The organism is Enterococcus phoeniculicola ATCC BAA-412 (assembly GCF_000407505.1).
In the GTDB taxonomy this organism is placed as follows: Bacteria; Bacillota; Bacilli; order Lactobacillales; family Enterococcaceae; genus Enterococcus_K; species Enterococcus_K phoeniculicola.
Map to the genome: position 1 here is coordinate 69,732 of NZ_ASWE01000003.1, position 26,358 is coordinate 96,089.

The following is a 26,358-nucleotide window of genomic DNA, read 5'->3' on the forward strand; positions in this document are numbered from 1 at the left end:
TTTACTCGTTGGAAGCTGTATGAAACACTGAAAAATAATGTTGCAGCGTTTCAGCCATTCCTTTATTTGCGGCTTGTTTTAATTCAAAGTAATCTTTTGGCGGATGACGGTGAATTTCATCCATTGCCGCTGAAATGAAGTCCGTAAATATATTTATTTTTCGTATGCCATTTAAGGCGCACTTTTCAAGATTTTTATCTCCAGAAGAAGAACCACCATGTAAAACCAGCGGAATAGCTATCGATTGATAAATTTCCTTCAGCACATCAAAATTAATACTAGGTGTTCCATGATAATGTCCATGTGCAGTTCCGATAGATACAGCTAGTGAATCCACGTGAGTGAGTTCTGCAAACTTAACAGCTTCTGTACACTCTGTATAAATAGAATCACTTGTACCTGTGGCCTCTAAACTATCTCCAGAGCCGACATGTCCAATTTCTGCCTCCACGACCACTCCATTTTTATGAGCCAGCTCAGCCACTGCTTTAGAACGCCGGACATTTTCTTCAAACGATTCTTCAGAAGCATCAATCATAACGGAAGTAAAGCCTAGCTGGATAGCTTGTTTAATTATCGCTTCATCTTGCCCATGATCTAAATGTAAGGCAACTGGAGAGGTACTTTTTTCTGCTAGGAATTTCCCAATTAAGGCAGCTTCTTCCAAGGACATCATGTTCATATGAGATTGAGCAAATGCTAAAATTAATGGTTTTTTCAATTGTTCCGCAGTTTCCACATAGGTTCGTGCGCTGTCTAAATCAAAAAAATTTGCTGCTGGAATTGCATAATTCTCTTTTTGTGCTTGTTCAAATAATTCTTTTGTTGTCACTAACATAGAGGGAGCCTCCTTTTATAATCTGATTTTCTTTTCAATTTCGTCATACATTTCATCTGTCCCGATTCCTGTTAATAAAGGAAGACCCATAATCACCTTGTCTTTTATTGAATCTGGGACAACGGTCGTGCTGACAACAATATCGTAGTTATCAATTTTATTCATTTCGTCGGCTACCTTTGATTGGTAAAGTTTTACTTGATCGGTTAATCCTTTTTCCTTTAACCACTCCTTCACCTTATTTGTAACAACGGTTGAAGTAGCGACACCTGTCCCACACATAATTAATAATTTTTTCATCATGAATACCTCCTATTTACTTGTTTGTTTTTTTGGTAATACTTTATTAACATAAATGAGACCAAAGACGACAACGGCAGCGATGATTGCAAGTCCGCCCCAGCTTAGCAATTTCGTAAGACCTACATATAGCCAAGTTGTCCAAAGTCCGCCTTCTGCTAGTGCAGTAATGGTTGAGTTTCCTTGTAAATCAAAGTTCGCTGATTTTGCTGCGGTAGTTACTAGCGGTGCTACCCACGAAGTAATATAAAGAATGCTCGTCATATAAATAGATCCCGCAATAACCGTTCGGATAATATTTCCTCCAAATACAGCGGCCATTAGACAGACAAGAAAAGGAATTGTTGCTAAATCACCAAAAGGTAATGTAGTGTTCCCAGGTAAAATGACTGCTAATAAAATGGTAATAGGCACCAATAGTAAGGAAGAAGAAAGAACGGCAGGATGTCCTACAGATAAAGCCGCGTCCATTCCAATATAAAGCTCTCTTCCAGGAAAACGCTTTTTGACAAAATCATTTGCTGATTCAGAGATAGGCGTAAGACCTTCCATTAACAAAGCGACCATTTTTGGCATAATCACCATAACTGCGCCTGTTTTAACTGCTAATTGTCCAACTCCAGCTACGTCATATCCAGCTAAAACTCCGATGACTAGCCCAATCATAAACCCCATGACTGTTGAATCACCGAATACACCAAATTTCTTTTGAATTGTTTCAGGATCTGCTTTCCAATTTTTCAAGCCTGGAATTCGATCAAACAACCAATTCATCGGTAGAGCAAAAACAAATCCGGGAGCAGCTGTTCCATGTGGGAAGGTAATATTTGGGAATCCGTAAAACTTATTAATTACAGGGCCTAAAATATCTCCCATCAAAAGAATCATCATTAGGTAGATAACGGTTGCCGCAATCCCCATTGCAAAATCACCAGTTAATGCATAAACTAATGATGAAATGAACGCTGCATGCCAGATATTCCAAATATCGACATTTAATGTTTTGGTTAACCCTAAAATAATCAGGACAATATTTAAGACTACCCCGATTGGAATCGCCAAGCTTCCAAGAATTGTTCCATAAGAGATAGCTGCAGCAGCAGGCCAGCCTACATCAATCGTGGTTAAATTCAAACCAAAACGCTCGACCATTTGTTGTGCTGCAGGTCCTAAGCTGTTACTCAGTAAATCAATCACTAAGTTTAGACCAACGAAACCAACACCAACAGTTAATGCTGAGGTAAAGGCTTTTCCTGGCTTTGTTCCTAGAACCATCCCAAAAATGAAAATTAAGATTGGCAGAACGACGATTGACCCTAAGTCAACAAACCATTGTAATGCGTTTAACATAATTTTTTCCTCCTTAACGTAATCCATAGTTTTTTATAATTGCTAAGTATTCCTCCACTGTATTTACCGTCAGTAACGACTCTAAAACGCCGGGCATTTGAAACATCTCAATGAGACTTTGTAACATTTCCAGTTGCTCGTGAGGTTCTTTTAAGGCAAGCATAAATAAAAGTGATACCTTTATCTCTTTATCATTTGTCCCCATTTCAATAAAAGAAAGAGGGTTTTCAAGTGACATAAACGCAATTTGCGAGTTGGTTACATACTGGCTGTCTGTGTGCGGAATAGCGACACCGATGTCATTAATTTTTAACCCTGTTGGGAAAGTTTTTTCTCGTTGTACAATATTTTTATAAAAATCATCCGTAACACAATGATTTTTAAGTAGCTCATTGGATAGTAGTTCAAAGGCCTCCTCTGTTGTTTTTGGGGTCTTTTTTACTAATGCAATCTGATGGTCAAAAAACATGCCCGTGTCCTCCTCTTAAAAGTCTGTGATACAATTCTTCTGGGGTTTGACTATTCACAACCCATTGAATTTCTTCTTTTGAATTAAATAAGTCATAAATTGATGCAATCAGCTCTTTGGCTTCAGTCATATTTTCTTCAGCAATCGCCAGCAATACGATTAATTGAATCTTAGTGTCACCCCAGGAAATGGGCGAGTGTAGAGTAACGAAAGAAAGTTTTGTTTCTTTTACGGTTTGTGGGTCTGCATGGGGAATGGCGACCCCTGTTTTTAATCCTGTACTACCTAACTCTTCTCGATCAAATAGAGATTGTTTAAATTCGTTTGTTACCAATCCTTTGTTTAAATAATCATCTGCTAGAAAATTTAATATAGCTTCTTTTGTCAAAAAGTCTTTCTTTATAAAAAGAAAAGCAGGATCTAAATATTTTTCCAGCAAAGCAGATGATTGATATTTTTTGGAATGGAATTTTTTTTCGTTCTCATTCAGATTTGAAATTTTTGCTGAAATGGTTGCAATTTCTTCAGTAGTAGGTAATGCAGACACGTATAAAATGGGTGGCTCTACCTCTTCAAGCGGAATAGTTGAGATAATTAAATCAACCATATCAAGAGAGGTGCTTGTTAGTTTATTTGATTGAATGATTTCTAATACAGTATTTGCTGAGATTGTTTGTTTTATACGATTAAAAATTAATTCTGAAGTAGCTATACCTGAACTGCATACGATTAATATGTGGTTCGTAACATTCACTTTTTCAAAAGCGAGCTGAAAATGAATGGTCAAAAACGAGACTTCATCTTCAGTCAGAGAAAGCTGAAATTTTTTCTCTAACTCTCCAATTGCATATTTGGTCAGTGTAAACATCGTTGAATACTGTTTTTTTATACTTTTAATCAAAGGATTTTTAATCAGCATGTCACTTTTTAATCGATGAATCATTGGAACAATGTGAGAGAGTAAGGCTTGTAACAATAGGTCGTCTTGTGTTAAATCAACTTTTAATAATTTTGACATCTTTTTAATCAGCTGTTTCGTATAGAGTGTTACATTGGTTTCTTTTTTTTCTGTTGACTGTATATATGGCTCGATACCATGAGCTAACAAGAGAGAACAAATGTATTGAATATCTGACTCCTGAAGAGAAACAGCTAATTTTTTATAGATGATCTCAGAAAATGAAACAGCGACCATATATAATTTCATCCGTTTTAACTCGTCAAATACCAAGTTTTCTTGTTTTTCAATATGCTTATCGATAAGCAGACGAGATAAAAAAATTTCCAATGACATTGTTAGTGAATCAATAAAATAATGGTTAATTTGCCGACCTATTGCATTGGACATTTCCGAGATAAAGTCTTCTGTTAATTCAACGACTCGAGCATCAAATAATGAAGCGATAGATGCTCTTTGATTTGTTCCAGTTTCTATCGAATGGTCCAAAAATGATTTGAATAAACTCTGCTGACTAGATTCTCTGGCAGTTAACTGTAAACCAAGGTGTGTTATTTTTCCTGTTACCTGTTTTAATTGACAGAAGTCTAAGATTTCATCAACATCTTTTTTGATTGACTGGTAGCTAACAAAAAAGTAGTCAGCGAATTCTTGATAATGCATTGGTTTTTTTGAAAACAAGTAGTTAGAAAAAATGAACATCCTTCGATAGTCTGGAGAAAATTCATCGAGTGAGTTTTGATTCTTTACCAATAATCGATAGACCTTTTGTTTTTCTAGTTCATCTCCTTCTAATCGAATCCCTTTTCTAGGGAGTCTAATGATGGCTACGCCAGTATCTTTTATCTTCTCTTCTACATTCGTCAAATCGGTATAAATCGTTTTTTGAGAGACGTATAGCTGTTTTTGAAAAAAAGATGCTGGCTGATAATCCTGCTGTTCGAGCAATAACCTTAGTAATTGCTTTTCTCTTTTACTTAAAATCATGTACCCACCTCCGGAAAGCGCTTCCCTATTTATATCTTATTGAAAACCTATTTGTTAGTAAATAACATCTAGCTACCACATTAATGTGGTAATTATGAGGGTACTACAAAATTCATTTCGATGGGTTCTTATTTACGTGGCTCTATCATTGTTTTAAGGGTGGCATAGAATATGAACGATTAGGAAGAGGACAATCGCGCTGTGATTAGAGAAGAATCATGCGGTTCTTTATAAAATCACCTATAAGGCAGAGAATAGAATGGCAGACAGTTGTTTATTGAACCTATTTTTAGTTCTGCGTGAAAAAGGAAGGACTCTATCTATATAATTTAAGTATGAATAGAGGGAGCATGCACAAATTATTTTGATGGAGGGTAACAGATGAAGGAGAAGGAAAACAAAATTTCTGCAGGCAAAAAGACGTGGGAGAGCTACGATCAATGGGGAAAATACAAAAAAAGAGGAGTTCTTTAAGGGATATGAGCAAGTAGCAGATGAGGTGAGAAAAAATAATGAATACCTGTTAGAGGCATTCAAGCAATAGTTACTTTCTGAAAATTTGAGTGAAAAAACGGTTAAAAGATATGTTGGATGAGGTCGGGACAGAAGTGTTCAGCTCCAAGAAATAAGAAGGAATTCACGAAGATTGCTCCTCAAATCTTTGGGAATTTCAGCTTATTTTCGAAGGAGTTACTTCTGTTCCCGCCGTTTATTAAGATTTTACGAGAGTGAGATATAGCTTAAATAGTTATGTCTCACTCTCTTGCTTTATTATCGAATTATCACTTCAGTATCTAGTGAGGCTGACTTAGTGGATTACCTCGGTTATTGGGCAAGCAAGAAAATGGTTTGGACGAGTGTTGATGGATTAAGAAAAGCTGCGACAAGCTTAAGACAATTCTATACGTTTTTAGTACAGGCAGGAGAAATTACAGAAGAGCAGTTCAAGCAATTGAAGGAAGAGGGATGGAAAAGAGATGGGCGAAAATGAGTTTGAGTTAGAAGCAGATGGGTACTATGACTTGTTTTAATGATGGAAAAAGGATAGAGGGGAATACCCGAAGTAACGAATGATGTTCCTTCGCTCAGTCTACAGTATCTGACTCAAAAAAAGATAAACTATGAGAACCTTACAGTAGAGCATAAGAAAGCCAACTGAGTGGTGGGTCTTCCTATGCTTATTTTTTATTTTAAAAACTTATTTCAAGGAAATGAATCCTTTTTTTAATTAGTGTTGACTCGGAAACGAAAGCTTGTTATTATAAATTTGACCGAAAGAGTATTTTAAGTCAAAAATAAAAATGATCAAAGGGGAATCCGAAAATGGCTTTTTCAGAGGTGGAAAAAAAGAATATTAGAGAGCGATTGTTGACAAATTGTGAAGAGAGCTGGTCAACCTTCGGCTATAAGAAAACAAGTGTGGATGAGTTATGTCAGAAGGCGGGAATTTCAAAAGGATCATTTTATTTATTTTTTGACTCAAAAGAAGATTTGTTTTGTCAGGTGATGATTCGCGTACAAGAGCGGCTGATTGCTATTACGAAAAATTCTTTAGGAGAAAAACCAACAAAGTATGACTTAGCCAATACGTTGAAGCTTGTTTTTAGAGAATACAGTAAAGTGCCGTTTATAACAGAAACACAATCACCAGATTTTGTTATGTTTATTAATCGTTTGTCTCCAGATAAATTAAAAGAATTAGAAGAGCACGGAAATTATGATATTCAGGATATCATCCGCGAATCAGGATTGGTGTATCGGGTAGAGGAACAAAAAGGGCTTGCTTCCTTAGCATTAATTTTTCGACCGATAGGTGCTAGTCAACAGCTTCCGTGGGAGTATCTAGATGTGTTTGATTTTGTTTTAGATACATTAATAGAAAAAATATTTGAATAAGAGGTGTATCAATGGAAAACGTGATAAAAGCAGAGAATATTAGTAAAGAGTTCAAAGGGAAAACAGTTTTAAGTAATATTAATTTGACTATTGAAAAAGGAACCATTTATGGGTTACTTGGAGCAAATGGTGCAGGGAAAACCACCTTGATGAAAATGATGTTACAGCTAATTAAGCCAACGACCGGTGAAATGACTGTTCTAGGCAGTAAGATACAGTCGGGAGATATGAGTTACCTGACAAAAGTAGGCAGTTTGATTGAAACACCCGTCTTTTATCCGAATTTGACAGTGAATCAGAATTTGAGTATTCATTGTGAATATTTAGGCGAGGAATATAAAGCTTCCATTCCAGAAATTTTAGATTTAGTTGGATTAAAAGATATAGAGGATTCTCTGATTAAAGAGCTTTCTTTAGGAATGAAGCAACGGCTTGCAATTGGAAGAGCATTACTTTGTCAACCTGAGTTACTTATTTTAGATGAGCCGATTAATGGGATTGATCCAGAAGGAATTGCTGACATCCGAAATCTTTTACTTCATATTAATAAAAAAATGAATGTCACTATGATTATAAGTAGTCACATCATTAACGAAATTGAAAAATTAGCTGATACAGTGGGGATTATTAGTGAAGGAGCGCTTTTAGAAGAGTTGGATAAAGAGGTCTTTCTAGAAGAAGCGTTTGATTTAGAAGCACATTTCATCAAGATTTTACATAAAAGTAAAGCAGCATAATAAGAGGCTTACAAAATAAAGAGGTCAAAGAAAAGGGGCAAACGGTTATGGGAATGAAAAAATTAATACATATTGAGATGGAAAAAATGAATATAAAGAAATACGTGCGGTACGCATTATGGGCAAATGTAGTCATTGCCTTACTTGTTTTTATGATGACGGGACTAACTCAGCTAGCAGGAGAAGAAATGCCAACTATAGCAACTACAACAGTGATTGATTCATTAGTAAAATCAACTTTTCTTGTTTGGGAAGCCGTACTTATTGCGGGGCTGATTATAGAAGAGTATCGAAGTAAGACAATTTTATTATTATTTTCATACCCGGTGGATAGAAAAAAAGTAATCATTAGCAAGCTTGCAGTAATCACTGGCTTTGTGTTCCTTTCAATGACTGTGTCTCAGATTTTTCAAAATGGTTTGTTTTTCTTTATCCACCAGCTATTTCCCGTCGTAGAATATAGCTTGTCTATCGCAGATGTTGCAGGAATTACTCTAACGACGATTACTTCTATTTTTCTTGGGCTGCTTCCAATGTATGTGGGAATGTTAAACAAATCCACCATTGCTACTGTTGTAAGTTCTATCCTGATTGTTGCATTGACAGTAAGCTCAGGCGGGCAGGATGGTTCAGGGCTAATCACATTAATCCCTGTGTCGATTGTTTTGGGAATTTTAGGTGCCGGTTGCGCAGGCTGGGCATTAAAAATCATGTTGTCAGAAGATATTGTACTTTAAACCATAGGAGGAAAGAAAAAATGAATAAACAAATGATCCCTGAATTAAGTCCAGAGTTGACTCTAATCGGTATTATCTTAAGTATTATTTTTGCACTAGTTATCATTGGTGTCGGAATTTATTTCAAGAAAAAGGAGAAAAGCTGGTGGTCGCTACCAGTTCTTCTAGGACTCGTGTCAATTATAGTCAACGGTGCTCGATTATTATTATAGAAAAAAGATTTACTTGCTGCAGACAGAAGTGATTTTCTCTTAATTGAAGCTTTACATATGATTACTGTTTTTTCGTAGGACAATAAAGGCAGCAATCAGAAATAAGATACCCATGAATGCAGGCATGCTATGATTGATGCTAACGTAAAGCTGACCACCTATTAATGGGCCGATTACACGTGCAAGTGCTTGAATACTTTGTGCTCCTCCTTGTACGTGACCTTGCTCATGAGGGGCGACCGATTTTGAAAGCTTTCCATTAAATGAAGGACCAAAGATAGCGTCACCTACACCAAAGAAAATCATTCCAAGAATAAAAAGCGCAGGAAGCTCAGTGAAGCTGGAACTAGCAATAAAGAGATATCCTACTATCTCACTACCGATACCCAATTGAGCGATTTGACTATCAGTGAAAACAAGAAGCAAACGTGGCATAATAATTAGCTGCGAAAAGATATCAAGAGCGCCAATAATGGAGAATGTAAGACCGATAAGTAATGGCTGCCAGTGAAATGTATCAATTGAAAACTGTGAGAAAATTGCTTGAAGAGAGCCATTTGGCAGCCACAATAGAAAGCCTGTCAACAATAAATAACTCACAGATCGAATAGAAAAAATTTCTTTTAACTGAATAAAAGGATTGAGTCGTTTCAAAGAAAGTGACTTAGCTCGAAGTGAGATGTCTAAGCTTTCAGGCATGAAAAAGTAACCATATAGCGTATTTAGTAATGTAATGAAAGCACCTGTGTACATAGGCAGCCGAATATTAAATTCAGCCAAAGTACCACCAATGATAGGACCAAGTGCGGTTCCGACACCTACGAGTGCGCTGAGCCAGCCAAAGTATTTTGTTCGTTCAGCTTCAGAAGTAATATCAGAAAAAAAAGCAAAAAGAGCAGAGATTTCACCACCTGTTAGTCCTTCAATTATTCGACCTAAAAACAGAACCCCTATGGAACCACCTATTCCTAAAATACTGTAGCCGATTGCTGAGCCCACCAGACTAAGAAGTAAAATGGGACGACGGCCAAATCGATCGCTCAGCGAACCAAGTATGGGGGAAGCTAAGAAAATGGCAAATGCATAAAGTGAAGTCAAAGCAGTGACTATGAATGCTTGGGTTGTTTCATTTTTTGTATAGGAAGCGACAAGAAAAGGGAGGACAGGTGCAACGATTGTTAATCCTAAGCCAGTTAAAAATACGGAAATAAATCCGAATACTTGTGCATGCTTATTGATTGAATGATTCATAAAAAAACTCCTTACATCTTTTTTTAGTTTCCTGGGAAACAAAATGAGTATAAGGTTTTTTTGTTTCCTTGTCAACAAAAAAGAGAGCCTGAAAAACAACCGTACTAGTTATCTACAGATTCTCTAGAATAGTAATGAAGATAGGGGAAAAGATCATCTTCACTGCGGCTCTCAATAATCTCTAAAAGCGAGACGGAGAATGGAAGGTTTCCCCTGCGTTTCGCTGTCAAAATCTCTATACGTGAGAAATGCAAGAGCTGTGGGCTTCAAATTACATCCCTGGTGTTCTAAATTCCAAAGCTGAGCACCTCCATCCCACTATTTTCTAAGTAGGGAGGTGGAAAAAAAGAGAAGATTTAGAGAGCAGAACTATTTTGTTTTTTGTAAATGATGTCTATATCTGCCGATAAAACGAAAAATCGTATCGTATTCCTCTTCTGTCATGGGCGTAAAAACCTCTTGATCTCGTTCAAGAAATCGTTGATGTAAATCTGTGTGGATTTTCCGAATTTTTTCTCCCTCTTTCGTTAGGCGAAAATAGATTTCTTTTTTATTTTCAGGCGTTTGATAGCGTTCAATAATAGATTTTTCTAATAACTTTTTGGTCAGTTTACTGATTGCTCCGCGCGTCATAAAGCTTGCCGCTGCTAATTTAGTAACATTTGCTTGAGGAATTAATGCGATATGTTCAATCACTTCAATTTCATTTAACGTATAGCCTTTAAGAGCAGCTTCTAATTCTGGTTTGTTACGCCAAATAATTTCATTACTTAAGTCCATTAGTTCACTCATTAGTATGAATCGTTTATCTTTCATTTTTACACCTCATTTAAGATAAGTATAGAAATAGATTGTTTCTTTTGCAACAAAAAGCAATGTCAAGTAAGCAATTTTCTTCAACTCTTTCTTGTTAAATAACAGGCGATTTGCTATTATGAATAATTAGTAAGCAGGTACGGATAAAAGGAGAAATGAATATGTCATATAGGGAAAGAAAAGAATATATTTTTTATACATCTATTGCATTAATTCCAGGACTCGTACTGTTTGGAATTCTCCCATTCGTAGTGATGATAGGAACAAACGACTTTACAGGTCCGTTTAACAACCTTATTTTGAATGCATTCACTTTTGCCTTTGGAGGAGGATATCTTACATTATCTCTTGTTAGCGGGTTTCTATTAATAACAAGATTTTATGCAACGAGAACAAAGACGTTTAAAGTGTTAAGTATTTTATTTTTCTTGTTTATTCCATTTTTCATTTATTATTTTTTCTTCCTTATTTCAGCTCCGTATTACATCTATAGCTTAATAAAGGTACATGACAGACGATTTATACGAGAAGGATAAACGATAAAAAAGAAAGCTTAGAGACAAGCAGACTGCTCCGAAACAGAGGAAGGGCTGCCCGTTCTAAGCTTTTTCTTCTGCTTCCGTTTCTTATTAAAGGAGCGAAATAACTCATTTAACGAGTAAATTTCTTCTATACATAGGCTTTACAATGAATATTAACGGACTATCTTGAAAGCAGAGGAATGATTGGTTGATTACAAAGAAAGAACAGACATACAAGAAGAAGTAAAAAGCTTAGTTTTTGAATTAAGAAAGAATTAAGAATTAGTTAATAACCGAGTTAAGAAATGGTTGATAAAGTAAGACTATCGAAAGAGGGGGAACACAAAAATGACTGAAAATATATTAACACTAAATAATGTAACGAAAAAATTTGGTAATCAATTCGCTTTAAAGGATGTCTCATTAACTGTGAAAAAAGGAGATATTTATGGATTGATTGGACGAAATGGTTCAGGGAAAACAACCATTATGAAATTAATCACTGATTTATCAAAAGAGTCTTCTGGTGGAGAGATTGTGTTATTGAATAATAGGAAAGGTTCAAAGCAATATCAAAAGAGCTTGCAACGTTCAGGAGCAGTTATTGAAAGTCCGGCGGCATATAGCAAATTAACAGCGTATCAAAATATGAAAATTATATGTATTCAAAAAGGGATTCATGATTTTTCTGTTATTGATGAAGTGCTTGGGTTTGTAAATTTAGCGGATACAGGGAAGAAAAAATTTAAAAATTTCTCACTAGGGATGAAACAGCGGTTAGGAATTGCTATGGCACTAGTTAATAATCCAGATTTTCTGATTCTTGACGAACCAATTAACGGGTTAGATCCAATTGCAATTATTGAATTTAGAGGGATTTTAGAACGAATCAATCAGGAGAGAAATACGACCATCATCATATCTAGCCACATTTTAACCGAACTATATCAGGTATCTAATCGTTTTGGGTTCATTAATGAAGGCGAAATGATTCAGGAAATTTCAAAAGAAGAATTTGATAACTTAGTAACAAAATCAATTATTGTTGATGTGGAAGATACAAAGAAAGCAGCAATGATTCTAGCGGAAAACCAGTTTACTAATTTTGAAGTGACGAATGAAAATATTATCCGGATTTTAGATGATCGTATGGAAATTAAAGAGATTAATAAACTATTGGTACAAAATGATATTTTAGTGAACCAAATTCAAAAACAAGAGAATAGCTTAGAAGATTATTTCACAGAATTAGTGAAAAAAGCAGGGGGAAAATAGAATGATTCGATTAATGAAAGCAGATATTTACCGTTTATTACATACAAAAGGATTTTTTGCTACTGGCTTAGCAGTCATGGCTTATGCAATTATACAAGTTATAACAGAGACTTCAGGTGGCGTCGGCATTAATCAGGATTTGATGAGTCCTGCCGGGGCTGACTTAAAAAGTGCGGTGAATGCAGCAATTTTTTCTAGCAGCATACTTGTCTATATATTTATTGGGTTGTTTGTCATGATTATTGGTTATGAGTTTTCACAAAAAAACTATAAAAATTCATTAACAGCAGGATTAAGCCGGTTTCAGTTTGTTTTTGCAAAGTATCTTAGTGAAGTCATTTACTTAACATTGTTTATTCTTATCTATTTTTTGACAGTTATTGTAACAGCCTATGTAAAATTTGGAAATACGCAAAGTGATTTTCTTTCATTAATAATGGAGGTACTATTTTTAGCAATTGCTTTTGGTTTGTTAATTAGTGTGGTTTTCAGCTTGGCAACGATGTTATTAATTAGTATGGGAAGTTTAATTGTAGGATCAGTGTTTATTGTATTTTATCCTCTTATTATTCAAATTGCCTATTCGTTAACAAGCTGGGAGCAATTAAAATATTTCGATTTTTTGGGCTTCGTTCAAATTCTTGCTACGGGACAGTTAACATTTGAAGAAATCATCCCTTATGTCATTGTCAGTGCAGTAGTGACGATTCTTGCTCTGATGGGCAGTGCGCTAGTGATTCGTAAGAAGGAATTATAAAAATAAGGACAATCAGCCGATAGCGGATTGTCCTTATTTTTTTAGCGATATTTATCTGCGAGTTCTTCATCGACGAATTCAAAAGGTCCCCTCTCTCAATCAGCCGATACATAGCTTAGCGTATCTGAACGAATAGGGATGGATAGATTGATTTGAAAGCTTGAACGCTCGGTTACTAGCTCAATATCGCCATCTAACAGCTTGATGAGTTCTTTTATGATATTTAAGCCTAATCCGGTACTCTTATTTTGACGAGAACGATCATTTGTAACAAAACGATTTAAAAGATTTTCATTCTCATCAATTGGTTGAGCAGAGTCATTTTTTACAGTCAGAAGAATGCAGTTTGCTTCTTTTTTTCCTGTAAAATGAGCGCGTGTTTGTCCATGTTTTAAAATATTTCCTAACAAATTTTGAATAATTCGCTTTAATATTGTTAGATCAGAGATGAGTAAAAGATTGTCTTCTAAATCAAAGGATAACTCAATAGCTTGTGCTAAAAAATTCTCGTAATAGACAAATGCTTCTTCCTGAAGTAACTGAGTCACATTAACTAATTCAAATTCCATCTGCAGCTTTTTTTCATGAATGAGCGTATATTCCATTAAATAACTTAAATAGTTTTCAATAGTTGAGAGACCCGTTTCTGTTTTCTTTAATAGTTCATAGGTATTAGGATCATTTTGTTTTTTTAATAACAATTGAACGTATCCTGAAGAGACCGTCAATGGTGTTTTTAAATCATGAGAAAGGTTGCTTAGTGAGTGATTAAACTGTTTTTCATTATTCCAATGTTTCTGATGAATTTTTTTGTTTTTTTGTATTAATTGATTATTTAAATTCAATAATTGGCGAATAAAGAAAATTTTTGAAGTAGAGACAAGCTCTGCATTCGTGTCATTTTTTACTATATAACTTAATTGTTGATTGATATCAAGGAGCGTGTAGACAAGAAATACAAGAAGCCCCGCAAGTACCAACACAAGTATCGTAAGAAAAAGAATCATTTAGTTTTGCTCCTTTGCTAAACGAATACCCATACCCCAAATTGTCTCAATGTATTCATTTTCAGGATCGGCACTCTTCAACTTTTTACGCAAATTACTTAAATGAACATTTAAGGTATTTTCGCCACCCAAATAAGATTCTTCCCAAACTCGTTCATAGAGATTTTCTTTTGAAAATATTTTTTTAGGGTTAGCTAATAATAAATCCATTAGCTGATATTCTTTTCTGGAAGCTTCAATAGGTTGGTCAAAAATAGTAATCTGGTGGAACTCTTCATTTAACGTGAGATTTTTATAAGTTAACTTTTTTTCTTCTAGAATAGCTGGTTGATTCCGGAATTGGACTTCAATACGAGCCTCCAGTTCATCAAAATTAAAGGGCTTGGGAATGTAGTCATTTGCACCGGCCTTCAAAAGTGTAACTGTCTTTTCTTTATCCCCAATGGCAGTCATGACAATAACAGGCGTTTGAACCTGCTGACGAATTTCTTTTAGAACCTGCTCACCCTCTTTTCCTGGCAACATCAAGTCTAGTAAAATCAAATCATAAGAACCGCTTCCCCCTAACAAAGCGCCTTCAGTTCCTGTATGTACAATCGTTAGCTGTACGCTATTTTGGAAAAATTCCCTCAAAAGCTGGCAAATATGTATGTCATCTTCAACAATTAGAATACGTTTCACTATGTCTACTCCTTTTTCCCTTTTTTGTTATCATATCATCAAAAAAGGGTAAAAATACAGTCTTTTTTAAGTTGAAAATAAGAAGTGGGTAACTGAAGTGTTTTTTTTGCTCAGTTATGAAAAAAATAGTGAGAATATAGAAAAATCTATGAGGTAGGATTTGCATAGACTAGAGAAGGGGGAATCAGCTGGAGTCCTTTTTGTCGTGGTATACTTAACAAGTAATGGTTACGTAGAAGTAATTTTGAGGTAGGTAAAATTATCGGAAATTAACTAGGTAAGTTCAGGAGGAATTTGTATGCAAACAATTTCAGAATGTTTAGGAATTCGGTACCCAATTTTTCAGGGAGCAATGGCACAGGTTTCAAGATATCCTCTTGCTGCTGCAGTGTCCAATGCAGGGGGACTAGGAATTATTGCTTCGGGTGGAATGGCAAAAGATGAGTTGAGAGAAGAAATTATTCAATGTAAAAAGCATACCTCAAAGCCTTTTGCAGTAAATCTTATGTTGATGGCACCTAATCTTGACGAGCTAATTGAGGTCATTCTTGATGAAAAGGTGAAAATCATCACTACAGGAGCAGGAACTCCTAAAAAGTATATGCCCACATTTAAACAGGCAGGGATAAAAGTGATTCCTGTAGTTCCCAATGCACATATTGCAAAGAAAATGGAAGCTATTGGCGCATCAGCGGTAGTGGCAGAAGGCTCAGAAGCAGGTGGACATATTGGCGAGCTGTCAACCATGGTATTGTTGCCACAAGTGGTGGAAGCAGTTACTATTCCGGTGATTGCAGCAGGAGGGATTGCGACTGGAAAAGGAGTTGCAGCGGCATATGCTTTGGGGGCTCAAGGGATTCAAATGGGCACCGCCTTTATGCTTGCTGAAGAGTGCCCGATTCCGCTAAATGTAAAGAAATTTATTGCAGAAGCAGGAGAATTAGATACGGTTGTCACAGGACGGTATACGGGTGCCCCTGTCCGAAGCTTAAAAAATAAAATGATTCAACAGTATGCACAATGGGAAAAAGAAGGCGTTTCAAGAGAAAAACTAGAAGAACTAACCCTAGGATCCGCGCGCAAAGCATCGAAAGGTGATATAGAAAATGGTTCAGTGATGGCTGGTCAAGTGTCAGGAGTCGTTCATGATATAAAACCCGCAAAAGAAATCATAGAAACAGTTTTATCTGAGGCTAGACAGACGGTTGCGCATTTAACTTTGAATTTTTAACATGAAAGCTATGACCTTAATTCAAAGAAAAAACCGATTCTACGCATGAGACATGCTTGAGTTGAAGGCCTCCACAGCGTTTATTTCTCAACAAATTCTACACACAGTACCTATTTGGTTCTTGGAGCTGAACACAGCTGTCTCGACCTCTATCTCCAGAAACAGATTCTTTTACGTAGGTAAAACGTGGGAAATTTAGAGCATGAGTTATAGTAATTTGAATATTGTAAATACTGCATGCTATTGTTTCAATAAAACTGGCCCCTTTTTAGGAATGTAAACGGACATATACGCTAGATAAACAGCTGTTGTATACCATAATAGACAGACAATTATCTCGCTTTACTTTATTCTGAATTCACTAGGAGGAAACAAAATGAACTTTAGCAAACAACTAAAAAAATATCGGGAACTAAATCTCCTGTCACAAGAAGTGTTAGCTGAAAAAATATATGTTACTCGGCAAACTATTTCTAAGTGGGAAAATGATAAAAGTTATCCTGATATTCATAATTTAGTCGCTTTAAGTATTCTTTTTGCTATCTCCCTAGATGAATTAGTTAAAGGAGACATGATAATTATGAAGAATGCTATTGCAAACGAAAAAATGGATAAAGATGTTAAAGGAATGTTGTTATTTATGGGATTGGGATTGATAGTAGGGGTTCCAAGTATTACTATTTTTGGGGCAAAAGGGTATATTCCTTTTGGTATTTTATGGGCAATTGGTACGTATTTTGCGATGAAAGTAGAAAAAGCGAAAAAGAAACATAATATAAAAACGTATAAAGAAATTATCGCTTTTTCGGAAGGAAATTCAAATTTAGAAGAGTTACAAAAGAAACGTAGTAATAGAAAGTATTTAGTAGAGAAAGTACTAATTGTGCTGGCTTTTACACTAACATGCAGTGCTATTGCATTGATTATCGGATTTATCACTAATATTTTTATGAAATTGTGAGTATTGAGTTATTAGCTTACATAATCAACTCATCAGCTAATCAACTCATTAGGTATAGGACAAACGAAATAACCCACATCCTCTTTTCATCATGGAAGAGGATATGGGTTTTTATGCGGGTAAAATATGGAGAATCAGAAGGTAATTACCTATCTATTTATTTTAGAGAAAAGATAGTTTGAAAAAGTGCGAAAATAATAGTGAGAAGTACGAATCCCCAAATAAATTTTCCTAACGGATGATGAGGATTAACCGTTAGTCCAAAGCCATAGATCTTAGGAATGAATAAAGGGGAATTATTTGTCGTCTTTTTTGGATAAAATTCTCGAAGAACGAAATAGCTTAAGATAACAAATGGAATGCATAAGCTAAGCAGTATAATAGATAAATAAGGTTCAAAATGCTTGTTGATGGTCAAGACCAGAATCGACAAAAGAATGAGGAAAAAGAAGAGAAGGGTCAAGTAGATTAATAATTGAGAGAGTTTCTTCTCTTTGTTAATAAGTTGATAGTCACTACCTACTTTTTCTATATACTCCTTATCTTCTTTTAATAGAGAATCCAGTGATAAGGATAAATGGTCGCTAACAGAAATAAGTGTGGGAATATCAGGATAATTTTTTCCATTCTCCCAGTTTGAAATAGTTTGTCTTGAAACAAAAAGTTTGTCTGCAAGTTCTTGTTGAGTGAGTCCTAATTGCTGTCTGCGTTTTTTTAAATGGTCTCCGAACACGTAAACGTCATCTCCCTTTATAAGTTAAAAAAAGTGTAGCAAGGCAGAGGAGAAGAAACAAGCAAGATTTGTTTGCAGTACATCAAATGTATAATTTCCGGTTGTTTGCACAGTGAATGACTAGGTAAAACAACTAGGTATTCACTAGGGTGCTTACCTGTAGATATATTAAAAATTTCTTTTTACAATCTGTTTAAAAATAATAATACTGTATTGTCAACAGAGTAATGAGCACCAAAATTCCAGGTAAAAAATTAGAAATTCGAATTTTTGTTAGGTTCAGAATATTTAAACCGATACCTAAAATCATCAAGCCACCAATAACACTGATTTGGCTCATGATGATAGCGAGTAAATCTTCTGGAACGTATTGAATGATAAAGCGAGCAAACAAAGTGATGGCTCCTTGATAAATGAGCACAGGAACGGCTGAAAAAAGAACCCCAACGCCTAAAGAGGCTGTTAACATGCTTGCCATAAAGCCATCCATTACCGCTTTTGTTAATAAGGTTTGATGATTTCCCGAAACGCCGCTTTCTATTGCGCCGATAATACCCATTGAACCAATTACAAAAATAAGTGTTGCCGTAACAAAGCCCTCAGAAAAATTGGTATTTCCTCGAGCAAATCGATTTTCTAAAAACATCCCGAACCGAGCCATGGAATCCTCGATTTTAAGCCATTCACCAATTAGCCCCCCAAGACAGATACTAATAATGATTAAGATAAAAGAGGTGGCTTGAATACCCATTTGAACAGCCAAGATGATAATGCCTAAGCCAATACCTTTTGTAACCGTATCTTTGGTTTGTTCATTGATGTTTCGTAAAATAATTCCTGCAAAACTCCCTAAAATAATTGCTAAACTATCTGCTATTGATCCAAATAAAATGATACTGTCCGCCTCCTTTATTTTTTTATGAGAAATAGATGAAAAAGTTCTTAAGTAGGATAGTAGCACAAACTTGTTTGTTTTGAAATATGAATGTATGAAAAATGAAAAAACTGTTTCTTTATGGAATTATTTATAAGTATTGATAATAAAGAGAATAGTTTTTAATTGTTAGATTATCTATTAAAAAAATAAGGTGTAGAATTAACCGTTGTTTAGAAATGAATTTGTTTTTTTATCCATTGATTTATGATAGACAAGTGAGTACGTTTTTGATATGGTTAAAAAATAAATAGATTTTGATGTGATAACAAGGAGGGAGTATATGAGTGTTAAATTAAGTGAATTATTAGCATTACCTTCATTAAAAGAAGCACAAGTCATCACGGGACAGAATCGATTGGACAGTCGAGTGACGTCATTATCTTTTTTAGAAGTATCAGATATGGCGTACTTTGAGAAAAATATACATATCCCCTATGAGTATTTTGGCGGCGAGCTTGTTATTACTTCCCTGTTTAGTGTGAAAGAAGACGTCGATAAACAATGTGAAACGATTCGTCATCTACATAGTTTAGGGGAGGTAGGGATGCTTCTTTACTACGTGGGGATTGTTTTGCCAGAGTTATCTGAAAAAGTGATCAATACAGCAAAAGAATTGGATTTTGTTATTATTCAAATGCCAAAAAATAATTTTTCACTCCGTTATAATGAAGCAATTGTTGAAATTATGGCTGAATTATTAAAGCAAAAGCCAACAGATAATATTGTGAATGAAGTACTGGAAAAGGCGTCTGCTCTACCAGTACATATTCAAAGTGTTGATATGACCTTGAAAATACTCGCTGATTTTTTGCGAACGAATATTTTGTTGACGAATAAGAATGAAGAAGTAATCAATCAGATTAAATGGCCCAGAAATTCAACAATGAAGCTTGAGCCATTCCTAAAGTCTCTAAAATTAGTAGATGGCCATAAGGTACATAAGGGAGAATTTTCTGTTTTTTATAAGGAAATCCTTCATAAAGACAATGGTCGTTTAAGCTTATATTTGGTAAAAGAGCATGAATTACTGACACAGGAGGAATGTGAGCAAGCGGTAGAGGTTGTTCGAGTGGCACTAAATCTATGGGGAAAAAAACATGGCGAAATGAGTGAGTTTGCCCTTGTTCAAGCTATCCTAAACGACGAAAGTGAAAAGATGTTTCGTTTAGCTAGTCAGCTGTCTATTGATGTAAAAGGAATCGGGATGATGTGGCTAGTACAGATGAATACGTTGGCTCATGCAAAAGAGATAAGAGAGGAGCTAATTGCGCATGTTTCAAAGCATTATCAAACCGCTCTTGTTCAACTCATTGGAAAAGAGCTTGTTGTGCTAGTAGGAAATCATAGACACAGTGATTCAGAATTGGATTTAGGAAAACAATTTGTCCAAACAAGTCAGTTTCGTGACGAGATAGATAGCATGGTTGTTTGTCCTCGTATGCGTCATACAGCAGATGTGCGACACACCTATCAGCTGATTAATGAGGTGGCTGCACATTTACCAGCTATTTTCCCAAATCGCATTCATTTTTCATTGAGTGAAATTCGACAGGTACAAAAAAGTGTTCAAATTATTCAATCTGGAGATTCACAGGTGGAAGAAATGTTGCTCATTTTAGAGCCAATTATCAAAAATCAGGAATATTTGACAACGCTGAGTCTTTTTCTATTGGATGCGCAAGCTGATTTTCAACGATGTAGTGAGCTACTCTTTGTCCACAAAAATACGGTGAAATATCGAATCAAGAAAATTAGTGAGCTCGTGGGGTATGATGTGACTCGGTTTTCTGAAAGCTATGAATGCTCACTTGCCTGCATGATTTATCGCTTGGTAAATCAATAAGAACAGGAAGCAGGTTTGTTTTCACCACTTATAACAAGAAGGAAGGAGAGGAGTTGCTTTCGTTCTCATCTGTTATTAAGAATTTATGGGATATTTTTGGGAAATAGGTCCCAAGAATGTCCCACTCTTTTTTTTAGCATATTCTACTGTTAGATTAAAAAATGATGTGTATTTTTGTCGATTTTCAAAATAATTTACAATATATTTTTCATAATGAAAAAGACTCTTCTGTTTCTTTACCGTATAATCGTAAATTAACAAGAAGGAGGAATGGATATGGAAAAGCAAGAAAACACTCAATCGTGGCAAAGTTTAGCGTTTGTTTGGGCTGGAGCAATGATTTGTGTTCCTAGTTTAATGATAGGTGGCACATTAGTGTCAGGAATGTCCTTTATGCAAACGTTACTTGTTGGTTTTATAGGGTATGGAGTGATTGTATTATTAATGATCTTGCAAGGGATGCAAGGGGCTGATTTACATAAGCCGACAGTGAGTATGGCTTCTCAGGTATTTGGAAAAGTAGGCTCTCAAAAAGTAATTTCTATTATTTTAATGATTGCGTGTTTGGGCTGGTTTGGTATTCAAGCAAATGTATGTGGGCAGGCCTTTACAACATTTTTAGCTACCTATAACATTGATTTTCCTGTTCAATTGTCTTCTCTTCTTTGGGGAATTATTATGCTGGTTTCAGCATTGTACGGAATTAAATTTTTAAATATTTTAAATTATGTAGCCGTACCTATTTTGATTGCAACGTGTATTTATGGCGTGGTTGTTTCCATAGGGGACAGTCAAACGACGTCAATTTTTTCGTATCAAGGCTCTGGAAGTGTTGATGTGATGTCTGGCTTAGCAATTACAATTGGTTCCTTTGCGTTAGGTGCAGTCATTGCGGGAGATTATTCTCAGTATTCTGCCTCAAGAAAAGATGTGATAAAAGCTGCAACATTAGGTATTTTACCTTCAGGTGTGTTGATGATTGCTGTTGGAGCAATATTGACCATTACAGCAGGAACTGCCGACATTGCCCAAGTCTTTATGAGTATTGGCTCACCAATCTTAGGTGTGGTGGCATTAATATTAGCGACATGGACAACCAATGCAGTTAATGCGTTTTCCGGTGGACTGGCACTCATTCATGTGTTTGATATTCCAAAAGAAAAAGAAAAATTAGCTGTAGGAATTTCCGGTGGAATTGGAACGATTCTGGCAGTGGTAGGAATACTAAACTATTTTGTTCCAATTATGTCTGTATTATCGGCAATGGTTCCTGCAGTAGCGGGTGTGATGATTGCTTCTTATTGGATTGTTCAAAAAGGTGACGCTGCTCGTTGGTCACCGGTAGAGGGAATGAACTGGTTGGGAATTATTTCTTGGTTAATCGGTGCAATCATTGCAGGAATTCCTGTAATCTTGAGTTTCTTTCCAAGCTTACCGCAATTACCGAATCAGCCGTTAATCGGAATTGTTTTATCTTTTATTAGTTATTTAATAGGAAATCGATTATTTGTTAAACAAGAAAAGCAGCAAATGAAATCAGAGTTGGGGGAATAAGCATGCGTTATTTAGATGCAGAAGCAATTGAAAACATAGCAATTGGGGCAGCCTTTTTAGGAACTGGAGGAGGAGGAGATCCCTACATCGGGAAAATGATGGCTTTATCCGCGATAAAGGAGACGGGACCTGTTCAGCTGGTTTCAGTAGAAGAGATACAGGATGCAGACTTCTTTATTCCATCTGCGATGATGGGTGCACCCTCTGTCTTGGTAGAAAAATTTCCTAAAGGAGATGAGTTTGTCCGTGTGTTTGACAAATTAAGTCGCTATTTAGGAATTGATAAGGTGACAGGAACCTATCCAATGGAAGCGGGTGGAGTCAATTCAATGATTCCTATCGTTGTTGCAGCTAAGTTAGGGATTCCATTAGTGGATTGTGATGGAATGGGTCGTGCGTTTCCTGAATTACAGATGACAACCTTCAATTTGGGTGGTGTGTCGGCAACTCCAATGGCGATAACAGATGAAAAAGGCAATATTGGAATTTCAGAAACTATCAGCAATAAATGGACAGAACGTTTAGCTCGCGTGCAAACGGTTGAAATGGGTGCAAGCTCTTTGATTAGCATCTATCCCTCTACGGGAAAACAGTTGAAAGATCACGGCGTGCACAATATTATGACATTCTCTGAAAAAATTGGAGAGATTATCCGTTCAAATGATGTAGAGGAAACCGTAAAATTAGACAATCTATTGACATTGATTGATGGTATTGAATTATTTGAAGGTAAAATTGTAGATGTTATCCGACGTGTTGAAGGCGGATTTAACTTTGGGGAAGCCACTATCGAGGGGCTGAACAAAGATGTAGACACTGAAATGAATGTCTTTTTCCAAAATGAAAACCTAATTGCTGAAAAAGATGGGAAAGCGGTGGCGATGACTCCTGACCTTATTTGCATGGTTGACTTAGAAACACTAATGCCAGTAACAACAGAAGCTTTAAAGTATGGCAAACGAGTACGTGTCTTAGCTTTACCCTGTGATAAAAAGTGGCGGACAGATGAAGGAATAGCAACTGTCGGACCTAAGTATTTTGGGTATGCGCTGGACTATGTGCCTGTAGAAGAACTAGCGGCAGGAGGACGAGCAGATGTATAGAATTGGAATTGATGTTGGTGGAACAAATACAGATGCGGTGATCATTGATGAACAATTACGTCTGGTTCATGGCGTGAAAATTCCTACAAGTGCGGATATTCAAACCGGAATAGAACAAGCATTGCATAAAGTGATGGTTGAATCATCAATTAATCCTGAAAAAATTAGTCATGCGATGCTAGGAACCACGCAATGTACCAATGCTATTGTTGAGCGAAAGAAGCTTTCAAAAGTGGGCGTGATTCGTTTAGGCTATCCGGCTACTGCCTCAGTGAAACCATACACTGCATGGCCTGAGGATATGATTGAAACATTAGGCGAAACCTATGACTTGGTCAAAGGTGGCTATGAGTACGATGGGCAGCCATTAACTGAACTAGATGAAACAGAAGTAAAAGACGTATTACAGAAATGGAAAGGGAAAATTGAATCCCTTGCCATTGTAGGTGTTTTTTCTTCCTTAAAAAATGACCAGGAATTTCAAGTAGCACAGTGGGCAAATGAAATTTTAGGTGAAGGAGTTCCTGTTTCCTGCTCTTCAACTGTGGGCTCTGTCGGGCTAATCGAACGAGAAAATGCAACTATTTTGAATGCAGCCTTAGATAAAGTGATGGCGATGACCAGTAATGGCTTTGAGCGTGCATTGGAAAATGAGGGAATCAAGAATGCCCAAGCCTATCTTTGCCAAAATGATGGTACATTAATGTCAATTCAATATGCACGACAATTTCCTATCTTAACGATTGCCTGTGGTCCAACAAACAGTATTCGAGGAGCTTCTTACCTTGCGAAACTGAAGGATGCCATTGTTTTGGATGTTGGTGGTACAACGTCTGATTTAGGAGTGCTGGCAAATGGATTTCCACGTGAATCTTCATTGGCTGTAGAAGTGGGAGGAATACGAACCAATTTCCGCATGCCAGATATCGTTTCAATTGGACTAGGTGGCGGGAGCATTGTCAGAGAGACTGAGGATGGTGTGACCGTTGGACCAGATAGTGTGGGCTATAAGATCACAACAGAAGCACTTGTCTTCGGGGGCAATCAGCTGACAGCAACCGATATTGCAGTGCGTTTAGGAAAAGCAGAAGTTGGCGACAAGAAGTTAGTGGCACAAGTTCCTCTTGAATTAGCTGAAAAAGCTTACCAAAAAATCAAAGAAATGATTGAAGAAGCTATTGATAAAATGAAAATTAGTTCCGGCGATGTTGAACTCGTTCTCGTTGGCGGTGGAGCTATTATTATTCCTGAAAACTTGAAGGGAGTTGCAAATGCGCATGTTGATGAACATGGCGGTGTAGCTAATGCAATCGGGGCTTCTATTGCCCAAATCAGTGGACAGTATGAGCAAATTTATATTTACTCAAAACTTTCTCGTGAGGAGAGTCTTACAGATGCGAAAATAAAAGCCGCCCAACAAGCGCAGCTTGCAGGAGCCATTGAAGAAACGATTGAATTAGTAGAGGTAGAAGAAACGCCACTTGCTTATCATCCAGAAAATGCCACACGACTTCGAGTGAAGGTTGTTGGAAAAATGAAATAATCCGTAACAATGAAAAAATCGAGTAAATGAAGACAAATATCCCCTGCATTATCGCATTCTAGTATTCAAATTAATCGCGAACTGGCAGGGGAGTTGTCTTTTTTTGATTAATGAGCAAGCATCTCTTGTGCAACTTCCTGTGAAGATAATTTTGATGGGTAGTATGTTGGCCAGTTTTCTAACTGATCAAAAAGTGCTTCTTGACTAGTTCCTCCATAGTAAATATGAAAGTGTGCTGCTTTATTTGGCGAAATTCCATGGTCACTGAATTGTACATATTTGTAGTCACCAGCTTCTTTATCTGCCGTTTCAAACAGAAAGCGTACACCACGATTTCCTTTTTTATAGGTTAAGATTTCATACCCTTTATAGGTATATTCAAAAGAATGGTGTTTTCCATCTACAATAAAATCGATGCGGTGGTCACCAATAGCTAGCTCGTCTACGTTTGTTTTATAGCCTGTTTCGTAATAGTCTTTATACTCGGTTGCCGTTTTTTCTTTTGTTTGTTTTGCTTTATAGTCAAAGACTTCATCAAGATCTCCATTTTTTAATAAAGGATAGACGGACTGCCAGCTGCCAGCGTAATCAGAAAGCGGACGGTCTGTGACTTGTTCATCTTTAAAATAACCGCTAGAAACGGATTGATTGTCATGTGGATCAGAGGTTTCTGGATGAATCTCTTTTCCAGCCTGTTTCGTTGTTTTTTCAAGGGCCAGTAAATTTTGTTCCATTACTGAAAGATAGTTTTCTCCGTTGTCTATTTGATCTTTTGTTAAGCTTTCCAAAGGATTTAGCACAGCGAGCTGTACTTTTGCTTCTTCGGCCAATGTTTTTGCAATTTTATCTGTAGCATTTTTTTCAAAATAAATATATTGAATACCGTTATCCTCTACATAGTGTTTTAACTCCGCAATTCTTGCGGCATTTGGTTCCTGATCTGGTGTAATACCGGAAATAGGGACTTGAGTTAGCCCGTAATCAAGTGCTAAGTAGCCAAATGCTGCATGTTGAGTCACAAAGCTTTTTTGTTTTGCCTGACTCAAACTATCTGAGTAACGTTTATCCAAATTTTTTAATTTTACTAAATAATTTTCAGTATTTGTTTCAAAAATTTCCTTTTTTTCTGGATATAATTCTACCAATTGATTTTTAAGTGAAGTGACTTCCTTTATAGCCATATTAGGCGAAACCCAAGTGTGAGGATCTAATTCATGATGATGATCTTCTCTGCTATGTTCATCCTCTTCACCATGATTATGTTCATCTTCTTTTCCAGGAAGCAAAATCATCGACTGTGTTCCTTTGATGATCGCCGGCTGTCCTTTTTTCCAGCCTTCGCTTGCTTTTGGTACCCACATCTCCATATTTTCATTATGATAAATAAATGCATCTGCATCCATGATAGAGGCCATATCCTTTGCAGAAGGTTCATAGTCATGTGGTTCTGTGCCTGATGGAATCAGTAACTTCACCTCTGCTTGGTCACCGACAATATTCTTGGTGAAATCATAAATTGGATAAAACGTTGTGACAAACTGTAGTTTCTCTTTTTCGGATGAAGCCTCTTTTTTTTCGTTTATTCCGCATGCAGAAAGCAAAAGGAATAGTAGAATACCTAACGTACCAACTGTAAGTGTTTTTCTCATTTTCTATCTCCT

26 protein-coding genes are annotated in these 26,358 nt (G+C 36.3%); 14 read left to right on the top strand and 12 right to left on the bottom strand.

What is annotated here, in order from left to right; genetic code table 11:
* Nucleotide 1 precedes the first annotated feature (1 nt).
* The 5 genes from I589_RS11060 to I589_RS11080 are packed head-to-tail and all read right to left on the bottom strand — an operon-like array spanning nt 2 to nt 4,902.
* On the bottom strand, nt 2-838 hold the full coding sequence (locus I589_RS11060) for a class II fructose-bisphosphate aldolase (RefSeq protein ID WP_010767846.1): 837 nt from the start codon (nt 836-838) through the stop codon (nt 2-4).
* 15 nt (nt 839-853) lie between these two features.
* A complete protein-coding gene (locus I589_RS11065) occupies nt 854-1,138 on the bottom strand; it encodes a PTS sugar transporter subunit IIB (protein WP_034685191.1) in 285 nt (94 codons plus the stop codon).
* 12 nt (nt 1,139-1,150) lie between these two features.
* Nucleotides 1,151-2,488, bottom strand: coding sequence for a PTS galactitol transporter subunit IIC (locus tag I589_RS11070; RefSeq protein ID WP_010767848.1), 1,338 nt, complete (start codon nt 2,486-2,488; stop codon nt 1,151-1,153).
* A gap of 13 nt (nt 2,489-2,501) precedes the next feature.
* A complete protein-coding gene (locus I589_RS11075; RefSeq protein WP_010767849.1) occupies nt 2,502-2,957 on the bottom strand; it encodes a PTS sugar transporter subunit IIA in 456 nt (151 codons plus the stop codon).
* The gene (locus tag I589_RS11080; RefSeq protein WP_010767850.1) at nt 2,947-4,902 is read right to left on the bottom strand and encodes a BglG family transcription antiterminator; all 1,956 of its coding nucleotides are present in this window, start codon (nt 4,900-4,902) and stop codon (nt 2,947-2,949) included. The genes I589_RS11075 and I589_RS11080 overlap by 11 nt, the downstream gene beginning before the upstream one ends.
* A gap of 811 nt (nt 4,903-5,713) precedes the next feature.
* On the opposite strand from I589_RS11080, the gene I589_RS11085 reads away from it, so the two are divergent.
* From I589_RS11085 to I589_RS11105, 5 genes are all read left to right on the top strand, one after another.
* Nucleotides 5,714-5,893, top strand: a complete 180-nt coding sequence (locus tag I589_RS11085; RefSeq protein WP_010767852.1) for a hypothetical protein — start codon at nt 5,714-5,716, stop codon at nt 5,891-5,893.
* A gap of 332 nt (nt 5,894-6,225) precedes the next feature.
* Nucleotides 6,226-6,798, top strand: a complete 573-nt coding sequence (locus tag I589_RS11090; protein ID WP_010767853.1) for a TetR/AcrR family transcriptional regulator — start codon at nt 6,226-6,228, stop codon at nt 6,796-6,798.
* 11 nt (nt 6,799-6,809) lie between these two features.
* A complete protein-coding gene (locus tag I589_RS11095) occupies nt 6,810-7,535 on the top strand; it encodes an ABC transporter ATP-binding protein (protein WP_010767854.1) in 726 nt (241 codons plus the stop codon).
* A gap of 47 nt (nt 7,536-7,582) precedes the next feature.
* Nucleotides 7,583-8,272, top strand: coding sequence for an ABC transporter permease (locus I589_RS11100; protein ID WP_010767855.1), 690 nt, complete (start codon nt 7,583-7,585; stop codon nt 8,270-8,272).
* 20 nt (nt 8,273-8,292) lie between these two features.
* A complete protein-coding gene (locus I589_RS11105; protein WP_010767856.1) occupies nt 8,293-8,484 on the top strand; it encodes a hypothetical protein in 192 nt (63 codons plus the stop codon).
* Nucleotides 8,485-8,535: 51 nt separating this feature from the next.
* Here the strand turns inward: I589_RS11105 and I589_RS11110 are convergent, their stop codons facing one another.
* Nucleotides 8,536-9,735: an MFS transporter gene (locus I589_RS11110; protein WP_010767857.1), complete on the bottom strand. Its 1,200-nt coding sequence runs from the start codon at nt 9,733-9,735 to the stop codon at nt 8,536-8,538.
* 369 nt (nt 9,736-10,104) lie between these two features.
* The gene (locus I589_RS11115; protein WP_010767858.1) at nt 10,105-10,551 is read right to left on the bottom strand and encodes a MarR family winged helix-turn-helix transcriptional regulator; all 447 of its coding nucleotides are present in this window, start codon (nt 10,549-10,551) and stop codon (nt 10,105-10,107) included.
* A 161-nt stretch (nt 10,552-10,712) separates the two neighbouring features.
* Here I589_RS11115 and I589_RS11120 point away from each other — a divergent pair, with 161 nt between their 5' ends.
* From I589_RS11120 to I589_RS11130, 3 genes are all read left to right on the top strand, one after another.
* Nucleotides 10,713-11,087, top strand: a complete 375-nt coding sequence (locus I589_RS11120; RefSeq protein ID WP_010767859.1) for a hypothetical protein — start codon at nt 10,713-10,715, stop codon at nt 11,085-11,087.
* Nucleotides 11,088-11,420: 333 nt separating this feature from the next.
* Nucleotides 11,421-12,347, top strand: coding sequence for an ABC transporter ATP-binding protein (locus I589_RS11125; protein WP_010767860.1), 927 nt, complete (start codon nt 11,421-11,423; stop codon nt 12,345-12,347).
* A gap of 1 nt (nt 12,348) precedes the next feature.
* Complete coding sequence (locus I589_RS11130) at nt 12,349-13,104, top strand: ABC-2 family transporter permease (protein ID WP_010767861.1); 756 nt, start codon at nt 12,349-12,351, stop codon at nt 13,102-13,104.
* Nucleotides 13,105-13,199: 95 nt separating this feature from the next.
* On the opposite strand, the gene I589_RS11135 is transcribed toward I589_RS11130, so the two are convergent.
* A complete protein-coding gene (locus I589_RS11135) occupies nt 13,200-14,111 on the bottom strand; it encodes a sensor histidine kinase (RefSeq protein ID WP_010767862.1) in 912 nt (303 codons plus the stop codon).
* On the bottom strand, nt 14,112-14,792 hold the full coding sequence (locus tag I589_RS11140) for a response regulator transcription factor (RefSeq protein ID WP_010767863.1): 681 nt from the start codon (nt 14,790-14,792) through the stop codon (nt 14,112-14,114). It lies immediately after the preceding gene.
* Nucleotides 14,793-15,090: 298 nt separating this feature from the next.
* On the opposite strand from I589_RS11140, the gene I589_RS11145 reads away from it, so the two are divergent.
* Nucleotides 15,091-16,023 carry a nitronate monooxygenase gene (locus tag I589_RS11145; protein ID WP_010767864.1) on the top strand — a complete coding sequence of 311 codons (933 nt, stop codon included), beginning with the start codon at nt 15,091-15,093 and terminating at the stop codon, nt 16,021-16,023.
* Between the two features lie 376 nt (nt 16,024-16,399).
* Entirely contained in the window at nt 16,400-16,984 is a 585-nt protein-coding gene (locus tag I589_RS11150; protein ID WP_010767865.1) for a helix-turn-helix domain-containing protein, read from the top strand.
* 157 nt (nt 16,985-17,141) lie between these two features.
* Here I589_RS11150 and I589_RS11155 read toward each other — a convergent pair whose 3' ends face one another.
* Complete coding sequence (locus tag I589_RS11155) at nt 17,142-17,717, bottom strand: helix-turn-helix transcriptional regulator (protein WP_010767866.1); 576 nt, start codon at nt 17,715-17,717, stop codon at nt 17,142-17,144.
* A 193-nt stretch (nt 17,718-17,910) separates the two neighbouring features.
* Complete coding sequence (locus tag I589_RS11160) at nt 17,911-18,612, bottom strand: DUF554 domain-containing protein (RefSeq protein ID WP_034685265.1); 702 nt, start codon at nt 18,610-18,612, stop codon at nt 17,911-17,913.
* Between the two features lie 322 nt (nt 18,613-18,934).
* On the opposite strand from I589_RS11160, the gene I589_RS11165 reads away from it, so the two are divergent.
* The 4 genes from I589_RS11165 to I589_RS11180 all read left to right on the top strand — a co-directional run bounded on the left by I589_RS11165 (nt 18,935) and on the right by I589_RS11180 (nt 24,697).
* A complete protein-coding gene (locus tag I589_RS11165) occupies nt 18,935-20,497 on the top strand; it encodes a PucR family transcriptional regulator (protein ID WP_010767868.1) in 1,563 nt (520 codons plus the stop codon).
* A 276-nt stretch (nt 20,498-20,773) separates the two neighbouring features.
* Complete coding sequence (locus tag I589_RS11170; RefSeq protein WP_010767869.1) at nt 20,774-22,051, top strand: cytosine permease; 1,278 nt, start codon at nt 20,774-20,776, stop codon at nt 22,049-22,051.
* A gap of 2 nt (nt 22,052-22,053) precedes the next feature.
* Nucleotides 22,054-23,154, top strand: coding sequence for an S-methyl thiohydantoin desulfurase family protein (locus I589_RS11175; protein WP_010767870.1), 1,101 nt, complete (start codon nt 22,054-22,056; stop codon nt 23,152-23,154).
* Nucleotides 23,147-24,697, top strand: a complete 1,551-nt coding sequence (locus I589_RS11180; RefSeq protein WP_010767871.1) for a hydantoinase/oxoprolinase N-terminal domain-containing protein — start codon at nt 23,147-23,149, stop codon at nt 24,695-24,697. Before I589_RS11175 ends, I589_RS11180 begins: the two co-directional genes overlap by 8 nt.
* Nucleotides 24,698-24,804: 107 nt before the next feature.
* Here I589_RS11180 and I589_RS11185 read toward each other — a convergent pair whose 3' ends face one another.
* Nucleotides 24,805-26,346 carry a metal ABC transporter solute-binding protein, Zn/Mn family gene (locus I589_RS11185; RefSeq protein ID WP_010767872.1) on the bottom strand — a complete coding sequence of 514 codons (1,542 nt, stop codon included), beginning with the start codon at nt 26,344-26,346 and terminating at the stop codon, nt 24,805-24,807.
* Between the last annotated feature and the right edge of the window lie 12 nt (nt 26,347-26,358).